The organism is Chenggangzhangella methanolivorans, from assembly GCF_019797865.1.
Lineage (GTDB): Bacteria > Pseudomonadota > Alphaproteobacteria > Rhizobiales > Methylopilaceae > Methylopila > Methylopila methanolivorans.
Genome location: NZ_CP081869.1, coordinates 1,475,937 through 1,496,852, shown reverse-complemented (window position 1 = coordinate 1,496,852; position 20,916 = coordinate 1,475,937). Strand labels below are relative to the sequence as shown.

The 20,916-nt window shown below is 66.8% G+C and carries 26 protein-coding genes and 3 pseudogenes; 10 read left to right on the top strand and 19 right to left on the bottom strand.

Features of this window, described 5'->3' with window-relative positions; translation table 11 throughout:
- Position 1: 1 nt before the first annotated feature.
- The 5 genes from K6K41_RS07900 to K6K41_RS07880 all read right to left on the bottom strand — a co-directional run bounded on the left by K6K41_RS07900 (position 2) and on the right by K6K41_RS07880 (position 4,304).
- Positions 2-934 (bottom strand): ribose-phosphate pyrophosphokinase, encoded by a 933-nt coding sequence (locus K6K41_RS07900; protein WP_261404590.1) that lies wholly within the window; start codon positions 932-934, stop codon positions 2-4.
- Between the two features lie 255 nt (positions 935-1,189).
- A complete protein-coding gene (gene pgeF / locus K6K41_RS07895) occupies positions 1,190-1,990 on the bottom strand; it encodes a peptidoglycan editing factor PgeF (protein ID WP_261404589.1) in 801 nt (266 codons plus the stop codon).
- 11 nt (positions 1,991-2,001) lie between these two features.
- Entirely contained in the window at positions 2,002-3,093 is a 1,092-nt protein-coding gene (locus tag K6K41_RS07890) for a class I SAM-dependent methyltransferase (protein WP_261404588.1), read from the bottom strand.
- Positions 3,090-3,914: a prolipoprotein diacylglyceryl transferase gene (lgt, locus tag K6K41_RS07885; RefSeq protein WP_261404587.1), complete on the bottom strand. Its 825-nt coding sequence runs from the start codon at positions 3,912-3,914 to the stop codon at positions 3,090-3,092. Before lgt ends, K6K41_RS07890 begins: the two co-directional genes overlap by 4 nt.
- Positions 3,915-4,073: 159 nt before the next feature.
- Positions 4,074-4,304 (bottom strand): hypothetical protein, encoded by a 231-nt coding sequence (locus tag K6K41_RS07880; RefSeq protein WP_261404586.1) that lies wholly within the window; start codon positions 4,302-4,304, stop codon positions 4,074-4,076.
- A 195-nt stretch (positions 4,305-4,499) separates the two neighbouring features.
- On the opposite strand from K6K41_RS07880, the gene maiA reads away from it, so the two are divergent.
- Positions 4,500-5,165, top strand: coding sequence for a maleylacetoacetate isomerase (maiA, locus tag K6K41_RS07875; RefSeq protein WP_261404585.1), 666 nt, complete (start codon positions 4,500-4,502; stop codon positions 5,163-5,165).
- 52 nt (positions 5,166-5,217) lie between these two features.
- Here maiA and K6K41_RS07870 read toward each other — a convergent pair whose 3' ends face one another.
- The gene (locus tag K6K41_RS07870; RefSeq protein ID WP_261404584.1) at positions 5,218-5,646 is read right to left on the bottom strand and encodes a hypothetical protein; all 429 of its coding nucleotides are present in this window, start codon (positions 5,644-5,646) and stop codon (positions 5,218-5,220) included.
- A gap of 198 nt (positions 5,647-5,844) precedes the next feature.
- Here K6K41_RS07870 and K6K41_RS07865 point away from each other — a divergent pair, with 198 nt between their 5' ends.
- The 8 genes and pseudogenes from K6K41_RS07865 (at position 5,845) to proC (ending at position 9,995) form a co-directional block, all read left to right on the top strand.
- A complete protein-coding gene (locus K6K41_RS07865; protein WP_315855157.1) occupies positions 5,845-6,501 on the top strand; it encodes a response regulator transcription factor in 657 nt (218 codons plus the stop codon).
- 2 nt (positions 6,502-6,503) lie between these two features.
- On the top strand, positions 6,504-6,629 hold the full coding sequence (locus K6K41_RS07860) for a hypothetical protein (protein ID WP_261405912.1): 126 nt from the start codon (positions 6,504-6,506) through the stop codon (positions 6,627-6,629).
- A gap of 136 nt (positions 6,630-6,765) precedes the next feature.
- A complete protein-coding gene (locus tag K6K41_RS07855; protein ID WP_261405911.1) occupies positions 6,766-7,164 on the top strand; it encodes a hypothetical protein in 399 nt (132 codons plus the stop codon).
- On the top strand, positions 7,073-7,315 hold the full coding sequence (locus K6K41_RS30970) for a hypothetical protein (RefSeq protein WP_487308363.1): 243 nt from the start codon (positions 7,073-7,075) through the stop codon (positions 7,313-7,315). The genes K6K41_RS07855 and K6K41_RS30970 overlap by 92 nt, the downstream gene beginning before the upstream one ends.
- Before the next feature lie 116 nt (positions 7,316-7,431).
- Positions 7,432-7,935 (top strand): ATP-binding protein, encoded by a 504-nt coding sequence (locus K6K41_RS07850; protein WP_261404583.1) that lies wholly within the window; start codon positions 7,432-7,434, stop codon positions 7,933-7,935.
- Between the two features lie 120 nt (positions 7,936-8,055).
- A pseudogene (locus K6K41_RS07845) lies at positions 8,056-8,390 on the top strand (accessory factor UbiK family protein).
- A 238-nt stretch (positions 8,391-8,628) separates the two neighbouring features.
- A pseudogene (locus K6K41_RS07840) lies at positions 8,629-9,127 on the top strand (type III secretion system chaperone family protein).
- Between the two features lie 30 nt (positions 9,128-9,157).
- Positions 9,158-9,995 (top strand): annotated as a pseudogene (gene proC / locus K6K41_RS07835) (pyrroline-5-carboxylate reductase).
- Positions 9,996-10,108: 113 nt separating this feature from the next.
- On the opposite strand, the gene K6K41_RS07830 reads toward proC, so the two are convergent.
- The 6 genes from K6K41_RS07830 to K6K41_RS29340 all read right to left on the bottom strand — a co-directional run bounded on the left by K6K41_RS07830 (position 10,109) and on the right by K6K41_RS29340 (position 13,353).
- A complete protein-coding gene (locus K6K41_RS07830; protein ID WP_261404582.1) occupies positions 10,109-10,423 on the bottom strand; it encodes a hypothetical protein in 315 nt (104 codons plus the stop codon).
- Positions 10,424-10,623: 200 nt separating this feature from the next.
- Entirely contained in the window at positions 10,624-10,872 is a 249-nt protein-coding gene (locus K6K41_RS07825) for a hypothetical protein (RefSeq protein WP_261404581.1), read from the bottom strand.
- A 101-nt stretch (positions 10,873-10,973) separates the two neighbouring features.
- A complete protein-coding gene (locus K6K41_RS07820) occupies positions 10,974-11,468 on the bottom strand; it encodes a hypothetical protein (RefSeq protein ID WP_261404580.1) in 495 nt (164 codons plus the stop codon).
- Positions 11,469-11,611: 143 nt separating this feature from the next.
- Entirely contained in the window at positions 11,612-11,737 is a 126-nt protein-coding gene (locus K6K41_RS07815) for a hypothetical protein (RefSeq protein WP_261404579.1), read from the bottom strand.
- Positions 11,731-12,840: a hypothetical protein gene (locus K6K41_RS07810; RefSeq protein ID WP_261404578.1), complete on the bottom strand. Its 1,110-nt coding sequence runs from the start codon at positions 12,838-12,840 to the stop codon at positions 11,731-11,733. The genes K6K41_RS07815 and K6K41_RS07810 overlap by 7 nt, the downstream gene beginning before the upstream one ends.
- Before the next feature lie 216 nt (positions 12,841-13,056).
- Positions 13,057-13,353, bottom strand: coding sequence for a hypothetical protein (locus K6K41_RS29340; RefSeq protein WP_315855211.1), 297 nt, complete (start codon positions 13,351-13,353; stop codon positions 13,057-13,059).
- A 376-nt stretch (positions 13,354-13,729) separates the two neighbouring features.
- On the opposite strand from K6K41_RS29340, the gene K6K41_RS07800 reads away from it, so the two are divergent.
- Positions 13,730-14,032, top strand: coding sequence for a hypothetical protein (locus tag K6K41_RS07800; protein WP_261404576.1), 303 nt, complete (start codon positions 13,730-13,732; stop codon positions 14,030-14,032).
- 80 nt (positions 14,033-14,112) lie between these two features.
- Here K6K41_RS07800 and K6K41_RS07795 read toward each other — a convergent pair whose 3' ends face one another.
- The 7 genes from K6K41_RS07795 to K6K41_RS07770 all read right to left on the bottom strand — a co-directional run bounded on the left by K6K41_RS07795 (position 14,113) and on the right by K6K41_RS07770 (position 20,712).
- The gene (locus tag K6K41_RS07795) at positions 14,113-14,760 is read right to left on the bottom strand and encodes a hypothetical protein (protein WP_261404575.1); all 648 of its coding nucleotides are present in this window, start codon (positions 14,758-14,760) and stop codon (positions 14,113-14,115) included.
- A gap of 128 nt (positions 14,761-14,888) precedes the next feature.
- On the bottom strand, positions 14,889-15,446 hold the full coding sequence (locus tag K6K41_RS07790) for a hypothetical protein (protein WP_261404574.1): 558 nt from the start codon (positions 15,444-15,446) through the stop codon (positions 14,889-14,891).
- Between the two features lie 173 nt (positions 15,447-15,619).
- A complete protein-coding gene (locus tag K6K41_RS30275; RefSeq protein WP_428978598.1) occupies positions 15,620-15,958 on the bottom strand; it encodes an RNA-dependent RNA polymerase family protein in 339 nt (112 codons plus the stop codon).
- 434 nt (positions 15,959-16,392) lie between these two features.
- Positions 16,393-18,063 (bottom strand): electron transfer flavoprotein-ubiquinone oxidoreductase, encoded by a 1,671-nt coding sequence (locus K6K41_RS07785; RefSeq protein ID WP_261404573.1) that lies wholly within the window; start codon positions 18,061-18,063, stop codon positions 16,393-16,395.
- Between the two features lie 131 nt (positions 18,064-18,194).
- Positions 18,195-18,587: a hypothetical protein gene (locus K6K41_RS07780; RefSeq protein WP_261404572.1), complete on the bottom strand. Its 393-nt coding sequence runs from the start codon at positions 18,585-18,587 to the stop codon at positions 18,195-18,197.
- Between the two features lie 53 nt (positions 18,588-18,640).
- Positions 18,641-19,306: a zinc metalloprotease gene (locus tag K6K41_RS07775; protein WP_261404571.1), complete on the bottom strand. Its 666-nt coding sequence runs from the start codon at positions 19,304-19,306 to the stop codon at positions 18,641-18,643.
- Positions 19,300-20,712, bottom strand: a complete 1,413-nt coding sequence (locus K6K41_RS07770) for a hypothetical protein (RefSeq protein ID WP_261404570.1) — start codon at positions 20,710-20,712, stop codon at positions 19,300-19,302. Before K6K41_RS07770 ends, K6K41_RS07775 begins: the two co-directional genes overlap by 7 nt.
- Positions 20,713-20,916: the final 204 nt, after the last annotated feature.

The window sequence follows — 20,916 nt, the reverse complement described above, 5'->3', positions numbered from 1 at the left end:
CTCAGTCGAAGAGGCTCGAGACGCTCTCTTCGGACGAGGTGCGGGCGATCGCCTCGCCGATCAGCGTGGCGATCGAGAGCACGCGGATGTTCTTGGCCACCCGCACCGCCTCGGTCGGCTGGATCGAGTCGGTGACGACCATCTCCCTGATCCGGCTTGCGGTGATGCGCGCCACCGCGCCGCCCGAGAGCACGCCGTGGGTGAGATAGGCGTAGACGTCCTTGGCGCCCTTGGCGATCAGCGCGTCGGCGGCGTTCACCAGCGTGCCGCCCGAATCCACGATGTCGTCCACGAGGATGCAGGAGCGGCCCTCGACGTCGCCGATGACGTTCATGACCTCGGACTCGCCCGGCCGCTCGCGGCGCTTGTCGACGATCGCGAGCTGGGCGTCGATGCGCTTGGCGATCGCCCGCGCCCGCACCACGCCGCCGACGTCGGGCGACACCACCATGACGTTGTCGAGCGGCAGCCGGTCCTTGATGTCGCGCACGATGACGGGGGCGGCGAACAGGTTGTCGGTCGGGATGTCGAAGAAGCCCTGGATCTGCCCGGCGTGGAGATCGAGGGTGAGAACGCGGTCGGCGCCTGCCTGCGTGATCATGTTGGCGACGAGCTTCGCCGAGATCGGCGTGCGGCCGGAGGAGCGGCGATCCTGACGCGCATAGCCGAAATAGGGCATCACCGCCGTGATGCGGCGCGCCGAGGAGCGGCGCAGCGCGTCGATGATGATGAGCAGCTCCATCAGATGGTCGTTCGCCGGGAACGAGGTCGACTGCACCACGAACACGTCCTCGCCGCGGACGTTCTCGAGGATCTCGACGAACACCTCCATGTCGGCGAAACGCCGCACGTTGCAGCGCGTCAGCGGCGTCGCGAGATAGGCCGCGATGGCCTCTGCGAGCGCGCGGTTGGAGTTGCCGGCGACGACCTTCATGCGCAATTCCCGTGACTTCGGCGCGAGACGCGGGAAGAGGTCCCGCGCCGGGAAGCGGCACGGCTCTTAACAGCGATTCAAAGGAGCCTCAACACGCCGTGAGCGATGCGCGCGGCCAAGCCGCATCTGTCCCCGGTGAATTGGGCTCCGGCGAAAGCGTGATGTCGTCTTTCTGTCGTATGGGGATTCTTGTGGACCCGCAGATCAGCGCATCGGTCTGAGCCGACGCAGCGAAGCGGGTTTTGCGCGCGCCGTTCAGACGAGCGCGATCGCAGCGATCATGCGGCCGTAGTCCGGCTCGCCGCGATGGGTGGTGCGGCGGAACGAGAAGAAGCGCTCCTCGTCCGAATAGGTGTCGATGCCGAGGTCGTCCACATGGCCGACCCCGGCGTTGCGCAGCCGCTCGACCACATAGCCGCCGAGCTCGAACATCGCGTGCCCGGGGCGCGCGGAGGGCTCGAAGAAGCGCGCGTTGGCGGCGTCCTCGGCGGTGAAACGGCCGGCGAACTCCGGCCCGACCTCATAGGATTTCTGGCGGATGCAGGGTCCGAGCGCCGCCACGACGTCGGCGCGGTTCGCGCCGAGCTCCTCCATGCGCAGGAGCGTCGCTTCGAGCACCCCGCCGATCGCGCCCTTCCAGCCGGAATGGGCGGCCGCCACCACGCGCGCCTTGGGATCGGCGAACAGGATCGGGCAGCAATCGGCGATCGTGACCGCAACGGCGAGGCCCGGCGTCACGGTCGCGACGCCGTCGACATGCGGGCTCTTCTCCCGCGCCCACGGGCCGTCGGTCACGACCGCCTCGGCCGAATGCACCTGCCAGGGCACGGCGAGCCGTCCGGGCGCGACGCCGAGCGTCGCGGTCATGCGGGCGCGGTTCTCCCTCACGGCTTCCGGATCGTCGTTCGAGCCGAGCCCGCCATTGAGGCCGGCGTAGATGCCGGTCGAGACCCCGCCGAGGCGGGTGAAGAAGGCGTGCGAAATCCCGGGAAGCGCCGACAGCGCGGGCGAGGTCACGGTCGGAACCGTGACGGTGGAAGAGGTCGCTGCGTCCATGGCTTCGCTCCTCAGGTTTCGGCGTTCAGAATCGGCTCGAAGGCCGGCGGCGCGCCGAGCCTTGGATCGCAGACGGCGAACGCCTTGAACAGGGCGCCCATGCCGCGCGGGCTCCGGTCGGTCAATCGCCGGGCGGCCGCGAAGATCTGCTCGCGTCCGGTCGGCGAGGCCCGCGACAGCGCCTCCGCCCGAAGTCCGAGGCCGAGCCGCTCCATGAGGTCCGACTGATCGATCAGGCGCATCGGGGCCGCGCCTGCCGCGCGCGCGGCCGCGGCAAGCGCGCCGAAATCCACATGCGCGGTGAGGTCGGCCTCGCCCGGCGTCGCGAAAGGATCGGCGAAGGCGTGGGCCTTCATGGCCTGCAGCGTGTCGCCGAAGCCCGCGGCGTATCCGTAGTCGATCGCGAGCATCGAACCGCCATGGCGGGCGAGATGGATCGCGACGGCGGTCATGACGTCGAGCGCCTGCGGGCAGATCTCGCGGACGGAGCCTTCCGGCGCATCCGGCAGCGGAAGGTCCGCGGGCGCCGGCGACAGGCCGAAGGCGAGGCGTCCTTCGCCGTTAAGGCCCACAAGCCGCTCGCGCCAGCCGGCGCCGGTTCGCACGAACTGGCGGATCGGCAGCGCGTCGAAGAACTCGTTCGAGACGACGATGGCGGGAAGGGCCGTTTGTCCAAGCGCGTCGTCGACGGTCTGGACCCATCGTGTCGTGCGCCCCGAGAGCGCCTTCGCCTGAACCTCCCGCAGCGCGGGGCTGGTCTCGACGAGCACGATCTCGGCCGCCTCGAGAAATCCCGGCGCCGCCTTCGCGGCGCGCAGCATGTCGGCCATCAGCGTGCCGCGTCCCGGTCCAAGCTCGATCAGCGCGAACCGACCCGGCGCGCCCATCTGGCGCCAGACCTCGGCGGCCCAGAGGCCGATCAACTCGCCGAACATCTGGCTGATCTCGGGCGCGGTCACGAAGTCGCCGCCGCGGCCGAACGGGTCGCGGGTCGCGTAATAGCCATAGGCCGGATGCGACAGGCAGAGCGCCATGTAGCGATCCACCGGCATCGGGCCCTCGGCCGCGATCGTCTCGGCGATCTCTCGCCCGAGCGGCGTCATTCCGGCGCGAGACGCCGCCGCGCCGCGAAGACCGCGAGCGCGAGACCGAGCGGGATCATGGGCAGCGACAAGATCATGCCCATGGTGAGATCGTGGGCGTAGAAGCCGAGCTGCGCGTCCGGCTGGCGGAACACCTCGCCGAAGCTGCGCGCGGCCCCGTAGCCGGCGATGAAGAGCCCCGCGACGAGCCCCGGCCGCTTCAGCCCACCGAAGCGCACCGCGATCAGCATCAGCAGGAACAGGACGACGCCTTCGAGCGTGGCCTGGTAAAGCTGGCTTGGATGGCGCGGCTCCGGGCCGCCATGCGGGAACACCATGGCCCAGGGCACGTCGGCCACGCGGCCGTACAGTTCGCCGTTCACGAAATTCGCGATCCGTCCGAAGAACAATCCGATCGGCGCGACCACGCAAGCGAGGTCGAAGGTCGACCAGAGCGGCTTCTTCTGGAAGTGCGAGAACAGCAAGACGGCGATCGCAGCGCCCACGAGCCCGCCGTGAAAGCTCATGCCGCCTTCCCAGACGCGGAAGGCCTCCAGCGGATCGGCCTTGAGCTGCTCGATGCCGTAGGGCAGCAGCACGTAGCCGAGGCGCCCCCCGAGGATCACCCCGAAGGCGACCCAGACGATCAGGTCGTCGACGTCGAGCGAGGCAGGATGGCGCGCGCCGCCCCACAGGGCGTCCTTGGCGCAGATGCGCTTCGCCAGCCACCAGCCGCCGATGAAGCCTGCGATGTAGGCGAGCGCATACCAGCGGATGGCGATCGGCCCGACCTCGATCGCGATCGGATCGATCATCGGGAAGGGAATCGCGAAAACGGGCATGGAGGCGGGTCGCCGGCTGATGAGATGCGGGGCGCGAGCCATGGGCGAGGCCGCGCAGGGCGTCAAGCGCGGCGGGCCGACCGCCAATGCCCCAAAACGCGAAGAAGCGCCGGAAACTCTCGCTTCCGGCGCTTCTTCTTCGTTCAAACGGACGGCGGCTCAGCCGTCGTTCGCGTCGTTGCTGCGGCTCGTGCCGGCGCCGCGGTTGGTCGCCCAGTCGTTCGGCTCGAACTTGTCCTGCCGGACCCGATGCGCCGTCGCCGCGACCGTGTAGGTCTGGGCGGCCGAAGCGTGGTGGTCCTGAGCGGGCGAGGTCGGGGGAACCGGGTCGGCGTGAGCGGCCGAAACGGCCAGAGACAGCGCGCCGATGGCGGTGATCACGGACTTCATGACTTTTCTCCCTTGTCACAGGGGCGTTGCGTCAATGCAGCGTCCATCGTCCGCGGAGGGATTTATGCGTGCTTGTGTGCACGACATCCGTTGTCGTCGCATGGCTGGCGGACGCAACGCGCATGGCGCTCGCGGCGCCGTGAGCGACCTTTGGTCGGATTGCGGCTTCGCCGTTCGAGGAGCATCACGATCGGCATGAGCACCCAGGATCGGCCTCTCACCCTGTTCGCCTACTGGCGCACCTCCGCGACCTATCGAGTGCGGGTGGCGCTCGCGCTCAAGGGCCTCAAGGCGGACGAGAAGATCGTCGACATCGACGCCGGCGAGCATCGGTCTCCCGAGTTCCTGAGGATCAATCCGCTCGGCGCGATCCCGGCGATGATCGACGGGGAGGGCGATCCGCTCACCCAGTCGCTCGCGATCCTCGAATATATCGAGGAGACCCATCCAGAGCCGCCGCTGCTCCCCGCCGACGCGCGCGGCCGGGCGCGGGCGCGCGCCATCGCGGCGATGGCGGCGGTCGACACGCATCCGCTCATAACGCCGCGCGTGCGCCGCTATCTCACCGGCGCGGGCTTCGACGCCGCCGCCTGGAAGGCGTGGCAGACGCACTGGTTCACGACCGGCCTTCAGGCCATCGAGGCGCGGCTTTCCGCCGAGACGGCGACGGGCGCGTTCTGCCATGGCGACCAGGTGACGATCGCCGACATTTGCCTCGCGAGCATCCCGGCCGTGATGCAGGTGTTCGACGTCAAGGTCGCGGACACGCCCACCGTCGACAGGATCGTGGCGGCGCTCAACGAGATGCCGGAATTCGCCAACGCCGATCCCTACAGGCAGGTCGGCGCGCCGACCCGCTGACGGCGGTCCGCGGCGACATCCGCGGACCCGTCGACGTTTCGCTTCGCGCCGATCAGCGAAGCTTGCAGGCCAGAACGGCCGCGCCCTTGAAGCGGACCTCGACCTTCGCGCCCTTGCCCAGCTTGGGGAAGTCGCTCGGGAACGGCAGTTCGTCGGGGCTGTCGGCCTTGGTGTCGTAGTTGAGGTCGCCCACGACGTCGCCGCCGACCACGGTGTCGAGAGTGACCGAACCGACATTGGCGCCGTCGATCGCGATGGAGATCCGGTCGCCTTCGGCGAAGCGGCCGCCCGGAGCCGCCTCGAACTCGGTACTGAACTTCTTGCGGTTGTCCCGCTTCTCCCACTTCGCCGACATCGAGATGTCGCCGTCGCCCGAGGCGTCGCACTTGCGACGGACGCGGTCGTTGGCGGCTGCGGCCGGAACGATCGTGGCGGAGACGACGGCGAGGGCCGCAAGCGCGGCGACGACATGTCTTGTCATGACGGAGGCTCCCTTGATGTCTTCTGTCCGATCGGCGCCTGACTTTGTGGTGCGGGCCGACGCTGCGATCATTGCCGCATGGCGCCCGGCGCGATCCTGACCGAGCCCGTCAGCCTGGAGTCAGTTTCAGGATTATAAGGTCTCCGATCGACATGATCGTGGGCCGCCCGCGGATCGAAGGCGTTTGGAACGAGCGTAATGCGCATCCTGATCGTCGAGGACGAGAAAGCCATCGCCGACGACGTCGCGCGGGCGCTGACGGCCGCGAGCTATGTCGTCGACGTCGTTTCGGACGGCGAGACCGGCTGGTTCCGCGCGGGCACCGAGGCCTATTGCTGCATTGTGCTTGACCTCGGCCTGCCGCGCCTCGACGGCCTCACCGTGCTGAAGCGCCTGCGGGCCGAGGGCGTCCTGACCCCGGTGCTGATCCTGACCGCCCGCGGCGCGTGGATGGAGAGGGTCGAGGGCATCGACGCCGGGGCCGACGATTATCTTCCAAAGCCGTTTCAGGTCGAGGAGCTGGTGGCGCGCGTCGGGGCGCTGGTGCGCCGGGCGGCGGGCGTCGCGAGTTCGGTGATCGAGGTCGCGGGCCTGCGGATCGACACCCGCCGGCTGAGCGTGAGCCGCGACGGCCGCTCAGTCGAGCTTTCGAGCCTCGAGTTCCGCGCCATCAACTATCTCGCCCACCGCAAGGGCTGCGTCGTCTCGCAGGGGGAGTTGATGGAGCACGTCTACGGCGCCGAGCGCGAGCCTGACAGCAACGCCATCGAGGTCCTGATCGGCCGACTTGCGCCGCAAGGTCGGCGCGGAGGCGATCGCGACCCGACGCGGCCAGGGCTACGTGGTGGGGGCTGAGCATGACGGCCTTCGCCAAGAGCCTGCGCGGCCGCATGCTGCTGCTCGCGGTCGCCTGCGTGCTCGGCACGCTCGCGGTCGCCGGCGCCTCGCTCATTGTGGTGTTCGAAAGCACGTGCTCGAGCTGATCGGCCGGGACCTCGACCTGCGCTGGGCCGAGCTCGCCCGCGACGTCGCGCTTGACGACGACGGCGAGCCGCGGCTCGTGATCCGGCGCGCGACGCCCGCTACGACGCGCGCGGCAGCGGCGCCTACTGGCAGCTCATGGACAAGGACGAGCCGGAACTGCTGTCGCCGTCGCTCGGCGGGCGGCCGCTCGATCTGTCGGAGGCCGGCCCCGAACGCGCCGCGGGAAAATGGTTCGAGGTCGACGGCGCGGACGGAAGCGAGCTTTACGTGGTCGAACGCCCGCTGTCGGTCGGGCCTCCGAAGGCGCAGCGTCGGCTGATGCTCGCCGTCGCGCTCGACCACGCCCAGGTCGCGGACGCGCGCCGCGCCTTCGTGTGGGACATGGTGGTGGTGCTTGCGCTGATCTCGCTGGTGCTGCTCGCCGCCGGGCCTGCAGTTCCGGGTGATCCTTCAGCCGCTCGACCGGCTGCGGCGCGAGCTCGGCGAGATCCGGGAAGGCCGTCAGTCGCGGTTTCGCGGGGCCGTCCCCGCTGAGGTCGCGCCGCTCGCCGACGATCTCAACCGGCTGCTCGAAGGCCAGGAACATCTCGTCCGAAAGGCGCGCGAGGCGGGCGGGCGCGCTGGCGCACGGCCTCAAGACGCCGCTCGCGATCCTGGCGGCGGAGCACCGCAGCCTGGAGGCTGAAGGAAGCGTCGACGTCGCGAGGCGCATCAAGGAGCAGACGACCGCGATCCAGACCCATGTCGAGCGCGAGCTCGCCCGGGCGCGCGCCAACGGGGCCGCGACGGCTCTCGGCGCCAATGTCGGACGCGTCCAGGACAGCCGAGCGGCTGGTGCGGGTGATGAGCCGCATGCCGCGCGGAGAAGAGCTCGAATGGCGGTGCGACGCGCCGCCCTCGCTGATGCTGAAGATGGATCCGGACGATTTCGGCGAGATCCTCGGCAATCTGCTCGACAACGCCCGCAAATGGGCGGCCGGAAGCGTCACGGTGCGCTGCGAGGATTTGGGCGGCGCCGCGCGGATCGCCGTCCAGGACGACGGACCGGGCTTTGGGGCGAACGCCTCGCCTTCGAGCCTGACGGCGGGAGACCGCGAAAGTTCGGCCGGCCTCGGCCTCGTCATCGTGCAGGACATTCTCGCGGCCTACGGCTCTTGTCTCTGGATCGACCGGGCCGCGACCAACGGGGTGGTGTCGTTCCAGATCGCGACGCCCGGCGGCGCTCGAGCGGAGGAGCCGCGCAAGGAAGCGGCGTCTTCCAGAGGAGACTGGCGCGTCGCCGGCGAGGGCCGCGCCTCCGGCTGAGCCCGGGCTGCTCCGAGCGCGCCGCCGTCTTGCGCCGCAGCGCGGGCCGGGCCATCTGTCGAAGACGCGGCGCGCTTGCAATCAGGCGCCCGCCGAGACCCGAGCCGGAGACCGACGCCCATGACCGAAGCCCGCGGACGCGTGTTCGACGAACTCGGCCGGCTGATGACCGACGCTGCAGGGGCGGCCGCCGGCGTGCGCCGCGAGGTGGGAGACGGCGGTCCGGTCGCAGGCCGCCCGCGTTCTTTCGGAGCTCGAAGTGGTGCGCCGCGACGAGTTCGAGGCCGTCAAGGCGATGGCGGTGAAGGCGCGCGAGGAGAACGAGCCTCGCCGAGAAGATCGCGGCGCTCGAGGCCAAGCTCGGCGCGACCCGCGACGAGCCGCTGGGCGAGCCGGTTCCAGAGCCTGCGCCCGACGGCGCGCCCAAGGGGCCCGACGGCGCCGTCGGCGATTGATCGGCCGATCATCAAGAGGCTTTGGGGCAACAGATCCCCACGCCGGGGCGATCCGTTGCAATCTGTCGTGTGCAGCGCGAAAAGACGGGCCATATACTGTATCAGGCGGCCCGAATCGTGCGGACCGAAAGGTCCGGATGGATTGCAGGCTGCGGTTGGCGGGCAGCCGTTGCCCGTCCGTCACGCGTAACGTCGTTCCCACGCCCGTCAGTCGGGCCTCACCCGGGGAGGAGCTCACATGGCTCTCATCGACGTGGACGCCGATCGCCAGGCCCATCCTGTCGACATGATCGAACGCATCGCGACGTTGAACGACTGGTCCTTTGACCGGACGGGCGACGAGAGATCACGATCTCGGTCGACGGATCATGGTCCGACTACCACGTCTCGCTGACGTGGATGGGCGAACTGGAGTCCCTGCATCTCGCCTGCGCCTTCGACCTCAAAGTTCCCGATCGCCGCAAACCGGAGGTTCACTATCTTCTGACGCTGGTCAACGAGCAGCTTTGGCTCGGACATTTCGATCTCTGGAGCGACGAAGGCGTGGTGGCCTACCGCCATACGCTTCTGCTCGCCGGGGGCGCCGAGGCGAGCGCCGCGCAGTGCGAAGCGCTGCTCGAGGCCGCTCTCGAGGCCTGCGAACGCCACTATCAGGCGTTCCAGTTCGTCGTCTGGCGGGCAAGGGCGCAAAGGAGGCCATGGAGGTGGTGGCCTTCGAAACCGTGGGGCAGGCGTGACGGTTCAGTCTTCCCTGTGAAAGCATCCTCATGAACGCGCATTATTCCGGGCCGCTCGATCCGGGCGGCCCGGTTCTTCTGATCGGCGCCGGCAAGATGGGCTCCGCGCTCCTCGAAGGCTGGCTGAACCGAGGGCTCGATCCCAAGACCGTCTTCGTCGTCGATCCGGCGCTGCCTGACGCGTCGCTCGAGGCTAAAAGGGCTCGGCGTCACCGTCGGCCCGCAGGCAGGCGACCTTTCCAATCCCGCCGCGATCCTCGTCGCGGTGAAGCCGCAGATCGCCGAGGGCGCCCTGCCGGTCGCCGCGGCCTTCGCAGGCCCTTCCACCGTCGTGGTCTCGATCATGGCCGGCACGACGCTGAAGACGTTGTCGGCGGCGTTCTCGGCGGAGGCGGCGATCGTCCGCGCCATGCCCAACACGCCGGCGGCCGTCGGTCGGGGGATCACCGGAGCGTTCGCGGATGAGACCGTCTCCGAGCGCCAGCGGGCGGTCGCTCAAAAACTGCTCGAGGCGGCCGGCGACGTCGTCTGGGTTTCGGAGGAAGCGCTGATCGACGCCGTCACCGGCGTGTCGGGTTCCGGGCCCGCTTACGTGTTCCTGCTCGTCGAGGCGATGGCCAAGGCCGGCGTCGCCGCCGGACTGCCGGCCGACGTCGCCGAGACGCTCGCGCGCAAGACCGTCGAAGGGGCGGGCGAGCTGATGCGCCAGTCGAGCGAGCCGCCCGCAATTCTTCGCCGCAACGTCACGTCGCCGAACGGAACGACGGCCGCGGCGCTCGGCGTGCTGATGGCCGACGACGGGCTCGAACCGCTGGTCGAGCGCGCGGTGCTGGCCGCGACCAGACGGGCGAAAGAGCTCGCGGGCTGAGGATCAGCCTTCGGTTCCGCACTCGCCGAGGCGCACGCTCGTGAACGGCATCATGTAGCGCAGGGGCGCGGTCGAGCCGTCTTCACGCTCGACCGTCGTACGCACCATGCCCTTCAGGTCGCCGGAAAAATCCCCCGCGATCTGAAGCTTTCCGCGAAGCACATAGCCGCGCGTGCGGCATTCGGCCTGCATCGGTAGCCCTCGAGCAGAAGCGGCTTCTGGGTCGAACGCGTGCAGGCGTCGATGCCGACGGTGTCGACGAAGGCCGACCGTTCTCCCTGGCGGAAGCAGCGGCGGATGACCTTGTAACGGCCCTTGATGACCGCGCGGGTCTCCCAGAGCCCGGGTTTGCGGGGCGGCAGGTCGATGGCGAGCGCAGGCGTCGCGGCGAGCACCGCGGCGGCGAGGACAGACACACGGATGCTCATCTCGCGACGATCGAGGCTCCTGACTCCGTGTTCGCAGACGGGAGAGCGGCCCGGCGTCGAGCCCGGCCGCGTCCGCAAACGTCGCCCAAGCCATCATCTTTCGCAAAACACGGCGAGACCAAGGTCTCGCCGCCGTCGAATTTCGCAACCGGCCTGAGTCTTTGGTCGAAGGCGCGCTGCCAAAAGGGCCGAATTCGCCTTCAGGCCGCGCGCAGGGCCCGGATGAGCGCCATGATCAGGCCGTCGCCCTTGGCGCGCGGGGACACATAGCCGTCAGGGACATATTCGGCCGGCCGCCCGTCCTGATGCAGCAAATAGAGCGGCGGGTCGACCTGGCCGACGAGGTTCATGAACAGCCGGCTCTTGTCGCTTGGCTGCCGAACCGTCACGCCGTGCACCGACTTCAGCGAGTTGATGAACAGCACCACGGTGTTCTTGGCGTAGGGCACCGTGGCGACATGCTCGAGATGCCGGTCCTCGACATAGGCGTCGTCAAACAGCGCATGGCGCTCGACGTCGGTCAGCGCGGCGTCGGCGAAACGCGAGATCGTCAGGTCGCCGCCGACCGCGTCGTAGTCGTCGGGCGCATGTAGAACAGGCCCGAATAAAGCTTGTCGCCGAGGTCGACATGGCTCGTCCGCACCGAGCCGGCGGTCGTGACGGGGGTGTTGCCGCTGATCATGGCGTCCATCAGGACGTCGGCGCTCGAGAAGTCGACCAGCTTGCGGGTTCCGGCGCGCATGCCGCGCATCTGCGCCTTGTCGCCGAACCGGCCGGGATAGAGCGCGGCGATGTCCTCGTAGAACAGATCGACAATCTCGTCATAAAACGCCTGCGACGCGTGATAGGCGATGAAATCGCGCCAGATCTTCGGCAGGCTTCCGTTCTTGGTGACCTTGTAGGCGAAATAGTTCCAGCGCTTGTTGTTTTGCCTCGTGTCGACGCCGAGCGCCTTGGCGCTCGGAAAGCTTGCGGCCAACTCGTCGTAGAGCGCCTCCGGCAGCGCGTTTTTCAGGACGATATGCGGAAACGGATCCGAGCGCACGTCGGCCCGGTCGCGTTCTGAAGAACCGAGAGCGGTCTCGTCATCTTCGTTCCTCTGGCGTTGTTCGTTCGGCCGACGGCCGCATCAATGGCGATTTGTAGTGGTTTCGCAACAGTCTGGCCGCAAGGCCCCGGGGTGGCGGGCTAGTCGACCCACGCCTCCTCGCCGTGCGCGCCCAGAAACGTATCGGCCGGCAACTCCGCCCCGTCCGGCGCGACCACGAGCGCCCAGGGCGCGCCGTCGGGACCGTCGGAAGCGTAGATCAGCAAGGACTTCGGCGCTCCGGGACGGGCCGCGCGCGCGATCGTGAAGACGCCGTCGCGGTCTGGACCATCGCGGGCGGCGAGTTCTCGTCCGAAAGCTCGGCCGACGCGGCCAGATATCCGGCGGCGGCGGCGTGGCTGGCGTGGCGGCGGACCACCACCCAGCCGTCGTCCAGCGCCGGATCGGGCCGTGCGAACGGCGCCCGCTCGGCCTCCTCGACGCCGGAAAGATCCGCGTCGCCAAACACATAGGCCAAATGCGGCGCGCGCCAGGGCGCCTCTCCCGGCCGCTCGCGCCAGGAAAAGCCGGCGACGCGATAGACCGGCGGAAACGCGATCCCCGCGGCGGCGAATCGCCTGGAATCCGAACGCCTTGCGAGAAACGACACGATCTCCGCGCCCGCCCGTCGGTGGCCGAGCGCGGCCGCCGCCCGCGCGGCGCTCGGCGCGGAGGTTTGCGCGGCCGACCCCGCGGCCTCCGCCGCGCCGCGCGCCGGCGCCGGCGAAAACTCCGCGACCAGCAGCGCCACCAGATAGGCGAGCGTCGCCGCAAGCTCTCCGATGTCGTTCAGATATTCGAGCACCTCGGCGCCGGTCGGCGTCTGCGGCTGGCTCACCGACAGCCAGCCGGCATATTGGGCGATCGCCTGCAGGCCGAGCCCGAGCCCGAGCGCGGGCGTCGCGATCCCGCGGGCCGAAAACCGCCGCGCGGCCCAGAACAGCAGTCCGGCGGCGACGAGCCAGGTGACGATCGACAGCCCCATCTCGGTGACGGCCCAGTTCGCCGGCCCCCAGCGCTCGATCGGAAGGACGGCGTCGAGGTCGCCGTCGACGGCGAGCATCGCCATGGCGATCGTCGCCGCGGCCCATGCGGCGCGCAGCCGCCGCTCGCCCCAATGGGCGCGCAGCTCGATCAGCGTCCAGACGAGGCCCGCCAGCGCCACGATGTTGCTGGAGAGTTCGACGGGCGCGAAATGGCCCCAGGGCGAGACGCCGCTCGTGTACTGGATGAGGAAGACGGCGAGCACCACGGCCGCGCCGGCGAGCGACAGCCGCGCGGGCGAAGCCGCCAGCGGAGCGATCGCAGCTCGCGCGCCGGACCGGTGCACTCAAGCCCTCCCACAGGCGATGTTCCGTCAGGCTCCGGCCGCAGGCCCGGAGGCGAAAAACCTTACGGGGCGGCGGCCCGCCGGCAACCGGCGCGCTTCGGGCGGCCCCGCCCGCGGCTCACTTCGCGCCGGGCGTCTTCACCACCTTGCCGTCGGAGAGGATGATGTCGCCCGGCGCCTGCCCCGGCTCGCAGTCGCCGAGGCGCCGGGCCTCGATCACGGTCTTGCGCGGCGTCGGCCCGGACTGTCCGGCACGCCCGTCAGCGTGGTCTCGAGCTCGGTGCGGACCTGGCGCTTGAAGTCGCCCGTGAAGCTGCCGCGCGACGTCGCGGTGATCTCGCCGATCTTGCATTCGGTCTCGCTCGTCCAGCCGTCCGCGGTCTTCGTCACGGCGTTCTTCGAGCACTGCCGGTTGCCGCCCATCGCCGCGACGGCGGCCGCGTCCGTGCCCTCGCCGACGCACTGCTTTGCGGTGGTGACCCCGTCGGCCGAGGTGGTCTTGGATTCCCACAGGCCCGGCGCGCGGGGCGGCAGGGTCGGCGGCGAGCGCCGGAGACGCGACAGTCAGACACGGCGAAAGCGAGACTGCGCATGCGACGCTCCAAACTGTTCAAATGATCACGAGGCCGTCATAGGCGGCGGGTTTTTCGAGCGCAACCTCGGGAGACCGAGGCGGCCCCAGCCGGCGTGATCCGACATGGTCATGGTTGGTTGCATGAATGATAAAAAATATTTTTTGAGTGTGATGAAACGTAATCCCGATCCGAACCGTAATGGTGATGAGATTTCGCGCAAGGCGTATCCAAGTCGCGTTGAAATATCACGACATAAATTCGCGGATAAACGCCAGATAAAAATTTGGCGCGCGGAAGCAATATGGAGGAACGACATGACCATCAAGACCATTATCGCCGCCGGCCTCGCGACTGCGGCTCTCATCGCCCCGACCACCTACGCGTCCGCGCAGGCGACGGGCAAGGAGAACAACGCCACCATGGGGTCCGAGACCGGCTCCGGTCCGAAGTCCGGCATGGAGCAGAAGGGCTCGACCGGCCAGATGGGCATGGAGAACAAGGGCTCGTCGTCGTCCAAGATGGACAGCGGCACGCCGACCTCGGCCGGCACATCGAAAGAGCAGGCCAAGGATCTGCGCGGCCACAGCGAGACCCCCACGACGGGCTCCGGCAAATAAGCCGCCGCAAGTAGGCTTCGTCGACGCTTCGCCGGACCTGACCTGAAGAAGGGCCTCGACCGCATCGGTCGGGGCTTTTTTCATGACGACGCGACCGTCCTCTCGTCGGCGCGCCGCGTCGTGGCGGCGATCTCGTCCGCCAGCGCGGACCTCGGCTTCGACGGCAAAAGCCCGTCCGCGCCCGCCGGCAGAAACCGCCGGATCGTCTGGCCGAGCGCGCATTCATAGGCCGCCGCGCCGAAATTAGAGCCGATGAGGAAGGCGAGCGCGTCCCGCGCGGTCAGCTCCTCGACGACGAGCGCCGCGCCGAAGGCGCCGGCGTAGTAGGGCGCCTCCTTGGCGACCTCCATCGCCACATAGCCCGCGGCCGCCGCGCGCCGGCGCAGGAGGAGGTTTCGCGATCTCGCCTGCGCGACGTCGTAGGCGGCCTTGGAGAGCGCGTTGGAGCTTGCGCCGGTGGTCTCCAGAAGCGTCCAGTTGGCCGCGATGGCGACCCGCAGGCCGAGCGCCCAGACCACATAGCTCGCCGCGAGCAAAGCGAGGAGCGGCCCGATCCCGGCCGCGGCCAGGACCCTCGAGGCGGCGAGCCCCGCGCCCGCCGCGGTCGCGACGGCGTCGAGCGCATAGGTCGAGGCGGCGGTCGCCGCCAGCGTCAGCGCCCAGCGCCGCCCGACGGAGAGCCGAGGAGTCCCAAGCGCTGGACCGGCTTCGAACGCGACGCGGGCCATGCGAGCCCCCGATGTCGTCTTGTGTTCTGTCCGTCGATCAGGCGCTTCGAAGAGATGCGAGTCAAGTAATGTAAGTATTCATACTGAGGGGTAACGTGACCCTACGTGAGAAAATTCGAATAACTCGTTCATTTTGTCAAAACACTATATATTAACTGATTCATTTGTGAAGATTTTCCGAAGTATGTGAGTCTGTGATTTCTGGATATCGCTGAAAGAGTTCGACTTCCGACAGCAGATGACCAAGATAGCCAATCGGACTGTCCGGCACCTAAATATTGCGCTCGCAGTTCGCTTAGACCGTACCGTGCATCGCCAATCTCAAGTATTTTTGACCTTGATATGACGCTTGCGTTGCGATGATTAAAAGTTAGATCAATTATTCTAGCGGCATTTTTAGTATTAATAAGGTGTGACTCGATAATCCAGCCAACCCAGAATAGCTGAAATTCTTGAAGATTGTTTTCTTGAGACAACAAATTTAATATGATATCAGCAAGTTCATCTTTGTTTTCTATGAACTTGCAGAATCCATAAATGCTTTTTATTAGATGAGGAAAATTAACGATCATGTCGCCTAAACGTGGCGCTACTTCTTTCGGGTACTCACCCATGATAGTAAGCACAAGTTCCACGTCTTCCTCTTCAAGATTTTCCTTTTTCAGAAGTTCAAGTATATAGTTCAATTCATCATTCGATAGTTTCAGATTTATTTTTTGCTCTTTAGTGATTTCGTTTTCGTTCTCGTCGTAACCGATCGTAACAATATTTCTGCGTCGCCTTAAAAGCGCTCGCTTTACTTCGTCGACTTCGGCTGAAAAGTCACCGTGATCTCCAGCCCTAAACGTCTTATTCGGGTTTAAAGAGAGTCCTTTGTCGCCAAGAAGTTTCTTAACAAAAAGTCTGAAGTAATATTCTTTTCGTTATCATCAAATAGGTACATATCGTCCATAAATCGTATCATTACTTCTGATTTTAAGCCATGAAAGTTGTCTATAAATCTCAGAAAATCATTTCCAATCATTTTCGTAGGGTAAAGACCTTGAGGAAGGCAATCGATCGAGCGGCCCGAGTTAATCTCGCGAAGAAATTGCCCCAATGACATAAAATCTTTTTCTTCAGCACCTATGTCGGCCATCCATGAAACGATATCATGATGATAAATAGAATTAAAGAACGAAGCGACGTCGCATGCAATGTAATGCTTGTACTTTTTTACGTTATCAGCGATTGCGCCCTTGAAGCCTGCGTATGATTGAGATGGATTTATTGGAGTTCCCTCTGAAAAACGATAACCAAAATGTTTTCGATTCTTAGTATGAGGTTGGCGAAATCGCGATCTATTATTGTAAACTATCTTATAAATAAAAAATCCGCAACCGGATCAAGTTTGACAGTTCTTCTTAAATGTAGATTTGGTTTTCCTGCATAAACCCTGGTCTGTGGTAGAAATGAAACTTCAGGAATCGACTGGTCAACGCATTTATCAATAAATTGAGAAATTTAATCTTGCCCGTTCTCTAGCAAAAAGCGATTACACTGCATCGGAAACAGCGTGCGGTGATGATCGTCTGCATAGAATGATTTGAAATCAGTCATGAAATCTCTCAGCTACGTGGATCTTCGCAAGTTTCACATCCCTGAGTAATTCGGCCCGCCGCCGCCCTCGGGCGCGACCCAGACGATGTTCTGGTTCGGGTCCTTGATGTCGCAGGTCTTGCAATGCACGCAGTTCTGCGCGTTGATCTGGTACTTCGGCTCCGGGCCGTCCTCCAGCCACTCATAGACGCCCGCCGGGCAGTAGCGCGCCGAGAGGCCGCCGAAGACGTCGTGCTCGGATGACTTCTGGAGCCCCATATCCTTGACCCGAAGATGCACGGGCTGGTGCTCCTCGTGGTTGGTGTTGGACAGGAACACCGAAGAGAGCTTGTCGAACGTCAGCACGCCGTCGGGCTTGGGATAGGCGATCTTCTGGAAGTCCTTGGCGGGCTTCGTCGCCTTGTAATCCGGCTTGTCGTGGCTGAGCGTGCCGAACAGCGAGATCCCGAACTGCTCGGCCCACATCGACAGTCCGCCCAGCATGACGCCGAGCCGCGTGCCGTAGCGCGACCACAGCGGCTTGACGTTGCGCACGGGGCGAAGATCCGCGCCGACCGCGCCGTCGCGCCAGGCGGCGTCGTAGGACGAAAGCTCGTCGCCGGCCCGGCCGGCTTTGAGCGCCTCGACGATGTGCTCGGCCGCGAGCTTGCCGGTCAGCACCGCGTTGTGGCTGCCCTTGATGCGCGGCACGTTGATGAAGCCCGCGCCGCAGCCGACGAGCGCCCCGCCCGGGAAGACGAGCTTCGGCACCGACTGGAACCCGCCCTCGGTGATGGCGCGCGCGCCGTAGGAGAGACGCTTTCCGCCCTCGAACACGCCGCGGATCGCCGGATGCGTCTTGAAGCGCTGGAACTCGTCGAAGGGCGAGAGCCAGGGGTTCTGGTAGTTGAGGTGCAGCACGAAGCCGACCGCCACCAGATTGTCGCCGAAGTGGTAGAGGAACGAGCCGCCGCCGGTCTTGTCGTCGAGCGGCCAGCCGAAGCTGTGCTGGACGCGGCCCGGCTGGTGCTTTTCGGGCGCGACCTGCCAGAGCTCCTTCAGGCCGATGCCGAACTTCTGGGGGTCGCGGCCCTCGGCGAGCGAAAACTTTTCGATGAGCTGCTTGGTGAGCTGCCCGCGCGCGCCCTCGCCGAACACGACATACTTTCCGCGAAGCTCCATGCCGCGGGTGAAGTTGGGGCCGGGCGTCCCGTCGCGGTTCACGCCCATGTCGCCGGTCGCGACGCCGACGACCTCGCCGGCCTCGCCGTAGAGGATTTCGTTCGCGGCGAAGCCCGGATAGATCTCGACGCCGAGCGCCTCGGCCTTGGCGCCGAGCCAGCGGCAGACGTCGCCCAACGAGACCACATAGGCCCCGTGGTTCGACATGAGCTTGGGCATGCCGAAATTCGGCAGGCGGATCGAGCCCTGTTCTGTGAGGTAGAGGAAGACGTCGTCCTTCACCTCGGTGCGCGTGAAGTCCGCCTCCTCGCGCCAGTCCGGGATGAGGGCGTCGAGGCCCTTGGGGTCGATGACCGCGCCCGAGAGAATATGCGCGCCGACCTCCGAGCCCTTCTCCAGCACCACGACGGTCAGGGTCTCGTCGAGCTGCTTGAGGCGGATGGCGGCCGCAAGGCCCGCGGGGCCGGCCCCCACCACCACGACGTCGTAGTCCATGCCTTCGCGTTCGGGCAGGGCTTCGGGCGTCGTCTCGGCGTCGGTCATGTCTGTGCTCAAGCTTGGGCGTTTTCGCGGTCTGGAACCGTTCGCATCCGCGAAGGGCGTAAACTAGCGATAAATTGCCTCGAAGCGAGTTGGCCGATCGGCGGACGCCGGACGCTGGACGCGCCTCGCCGTCAGGGCGCGACGGCGTCGGGGCGGGCGCCCTCGCGCCCTGATGGCTGCAGCGTCACGACGACATAGCTCGCGCCCGCGGGCGGCGCCGGGTCGACCGCGCGGAGCTCGCGCGTCTCGGCGACGAGGCGCCGGCCGCCGCCGCCGTCGAGCCGGTAGACCCGGTAGGCGGAGAACGACCGCTCATACATCAGCGGGCCGCCGGGCGGGGGAGGGGGCGGGCGCCAGCGGATCTCGACCGAACCGTCGCCAAGGCGAGCCGCGACGAGGTCGCGCGGCGGCTGGGGCGTCTGGCGCTCGTGCTGGTCGGCGGTCATGCCGCCGGCCGAGAGGCCCTCGGCCCTGGCCGGGCCCGCGAGCGCCGCGCAGAAGAGGACGAGCGCGGCTGTTCTCATGTAGGGGGCTCCGGGGGCGGCCGGTCGGCCGGCGCCCCCGGAGCGGTTTGGCGTCACTTGCCGCGCTTGCTCTTCATCTGCAGATAGTCCTCTTCGGTCATTTCCTTGAGGTCGGTCTGCGGGTCGGCGAGGAAGCTCGCGCGCGGGTCGGCGCCGGCGCCCACGCTGCCGGCGGCGAAGATGAGGTTCGACCATTCCACGAAGCCGCCGCGCAGCGTCGAGACCGTGCCGGTGTTGTTGATGTCGGCCGAGATGGGGTTCTCGATCGAGCCGTTGATGTTCCAGTCGACGTTCGAGCCCGCCGCGTTGTTCTTCTGGCGAATGAAGCCGCTGCGGACCCAGCGCACGCCGTAGCCCGACAGCGCGACGTCGCCCGCCGTGGCGTCGAGGCCCGCGCCCTCGTTCAGCGCGCCCTCGTTGAGGTCGGAGAAGCTGAAGCGGTCGTAGTCGAGCAGCGGCCCGCCGTCCTTCAGCACCCAGTCGAACTGGTTGAGATAGCTCATCACCGACAGGTGGTTGGGCTTGTAGTTCTCGTGGTCGACGCCGCCGTGGCGCAGGCCGAGCGTGTGGCCGAGCTCGTGCATGATGGTGCCGGCGCGCTGCGCGAAGGTGCCGGGGTTGGAGGAGAACCGCCCGAGCGTCTCGATGAAGTCGCTCGCCGGGATGCCGCGGGCGAGGCCGCTCGAGCCGCCGTTGCTGTAGGCGTGGCCGTTCAGCATGCCCGGTAGATCTTGCGCTGGGCGGCGGTGAGCTTGGGCGCCATCAGGGCGTCGAACTCGTCCCAGACCGGGTTGAGGTCGTCGTCATGGGCGACGCTGCCGGTGTTCTTCCAGTGCACCTTGACGCCGTTTCGGCCGTTGGGGTTCGGCACAGGCGCGCGGTCGAAGGCGGCGCTGACCTCGTCGAGCACGGCCTGGCTCGGCTCGTGCGAGAGGCGTTCGCTGGGGCCGGCCGTCATCCAGGCGTAGGCGATGAACAGGTCCTTGCGCTTCGGGTCCGCGCCGAGCGCCGGCAGGTCGACGTCGATGCGGCCGTCGCCGTCGTGGTCGTAGCCATTGGTCTCCCAACTGTCCATCAGGCCGTCGCCGTCCTCGTCGCCGTCGATGGCGGCGTCTGTCGACAGGTCGAACCAGGCGAAGAAGATGTTGTCGTCGCCCGACGGATTGACGGTGTCGACGCGGATGCGCGTGTCGGTGCGGCTGATGAAGGGCAGCAGCGAATAGCGCTCGTCGTCGCTGCGGGGCTTGCTCGGCCCGGAGAAGGGCGAGCCCGGGTTCTTCGGCTTGTCGCCGAGGCCGCCGGCGGTGATGAGGCCGCCGTTCGACACGTTGCCGGGGGATCCGTCGTCCTGCCCGCCCGCGGCGCTCGTCACGCGCTGTCCGTTGACCTCGATCGTGCTGTACTGCTGCACGCCGGAGAGCTGGTAGGAGTACGAGATGCCGAGCCCCATCTCGGCGCGCGCGCCCGACGATGCCGGATTGATCGGGCGGTCGAGGATGATCTCGTAGGTGTCGCCGCCGACCCGCTGGCCGCCGAACAGCAGCGCGATGGTGCGCGGCTTGGGATCGCTCGGGGTGCTGAACACCACCACCAGCGTCTCGCCGTCGATGCCGCTCGATTGCGACTCGAACAGCTTCTCCTTGAGCGCGAGCGTGATCTTGCCGGCCGGCGCCGCATCGATCTTCGCCTTCACGATGCTGGTGACGTCAGCAAGGCCGGACTGGAAGAAGCCCGGATAGCCCGGCGCGTCGTTGAGCTGGGTGGCGAACCAGGTGACGTTGCGGCCCTCGATCTGGACGCTGCCGTTGGCGAGGCGCGCGTAGTTGTAGGTCGCCGACATCAGATAGGCCTTCTCCACGCGGGCGTTGGAGGACGGCTTGTTGACGTTGATCTTGTTCTTGACGGTCGCGGCCTTGCCTGCGGCGTCGACGGAGAGCTGATACTTGCCGTAGGCGCGGTAGAAGGTCTTGAGGCCGGTCGGCGTGTCGTCGAGATAGGCCGGGCGAGGGGGCTCGGGCGCGATCCGGAGAGGCTCGGCCGGGATGGTTCCGGGCGTTTGGGCCGAGGCCGCGCCTGCGAGCGCCGCAAGCGCCGCCATCGCGATGGACAGTCTGAACGCCGTCATCTGCTTGCTCCCCGAAGTCCCGGTCGCCGGCAGATCGGAACGCCGAAGCCGTCCCGACTTGCGAACAGATCCGGCGACTCCCTGCGTGTGTGAGATCAGAGATTGCTATCTTGGGAGGAGAGCGGCGCGCATCTTGGTACGAATACCTATGCGCGAAAGTCGAACGGCTATGCGTTACCTCGCGTCCGATCCGTCATCCTGCGC

Bases quoted from the DNA above. Each gene is read 5' to 3' on its own strand.
- K6K41_RS07900 (WP_261404590.1), bottom strand. From the start codon at position 934: ATGAAGGTCGTCGCCGGCAACTCCAACCGCGCGCTCGCAGAGGCCATC.
- pgeF (WP_261404589.1), bottom strand. From the start codon at position 1,990: ATGGACGCAGCGACCTCTTCCACCGTCACGGTTCCGACCGTGACCTCG.
- K6K41_RS07890 (WP_261404588.1), bottom strand. From the start codon at position 3,093: ATGACGCCGCTCGGGCGAGAGATCGCCGAGACGATCGCGGCCGAGGGC.
- lgt (WP_261404587.1), bottom strand. From the start codon at position 3,914: ATGCCCGTTTTCGCGATTCCCTTCCCGATGATCGATCCGATCGCGATC.
- K6K41_RS07880 (WP_261404586.1), bottom strand. From the start codon at position 4,304: ATGAAGTCCGTGATCACCGCCATCGGCGCGCTGTCTCTGGCCGTTTCG.
- maiA (WP_261404585.1), top strand. From the start codon at position 4,500: ATGAGCACCCAGGATCGGCCTCTCACCCTGTTCGCCTACTGGCGCACC.
- K6K41_RS07870 (WP_261404584.1), bottom strand. From the start codon at position 5,646: ATGACAAGACATGTCGTCGCCGCGCTTGCGGCCCTCGCCGTCGTCTCC.
- K6K41_RS07865 (WP_315855157.1), top strand. From the start codon at position 5,845: ATGCGCATCCTGATCGTCGAGGACGAGAAAGCCATCGCCGACGACGTC.
- K6K41_RS07860 (WP_261405912.1), top strand. From the start codon at position 6,504: ATGACGGCCTTCGCCAAGAGCCTGCGCGGCCGCATGCTGCTGCTCGCG.
- K6K41_RS07855 (WP_261405911.1), top strand. From the start codon at position 6,766: ATGGACAAGGACGAGCCGGAACTGCTGTCGCCGTCGCTCGGCGGGCGG.
- K6K41_RS07850 (WP_261404583.1), top strand. From the start codon at position 7,432: ATGTCGGACGCGTCCAGGACAGCCGAGCGGCTGGTGCGGGTGATGAGC.
- K6K41_RS07830 (WP_261404582.1), bottom strand. From the start codon at position 10,423: ATGAGCATCCGTGTGTCTGTCCTCGCCGCCGCGGTGCTCGCCGCGACG.
- K6K41_RS07800 (WP_261404576.1), top strand. From the start codon at position 13,730: ATGACCATCAAGACCATTATCGCCGCCGGCCTCGCGACTGCGGCTCTC.
- K6K41_RS07795 (WP_261404575.1), bottom strand. From the start codon at position 14,760: ATGGCCCGCGTCGCGTTCGAAGCCGGTCCAGCGCTTGGGACTCCTCGG.
- K6K41_RS07785 (WP_261404573.1), bottom strand. From the start codon at position 18,063: ATGACCGACGCCGAGACGACGCCCGAAGCCCTGCCCGAACGCGAAGGC.
- K6K41_RS07780 (WP_261404572.1), bottom strand. From the start codon at position 18,587: ATGAGAACAGCCGCGCTCGTCCTCTTCTGCGCGGCGCTCGCGGGCCCG.
- K6K41_RS07775 (WP_261404571.1), bottom strand. From the start codon at position 19,306: ATGCTGAACGGCCACGCCTACAGCAACGGCGGCTCGAGCGGCCTCGCC.
- K6K41_RS07770 (WP_261404570.1), bottom strand. From the start codon at position 20,712: ATGACGGCGTTCAGACTGTCCATCGCGATGGCGGCGCTTGCGGCGCTC.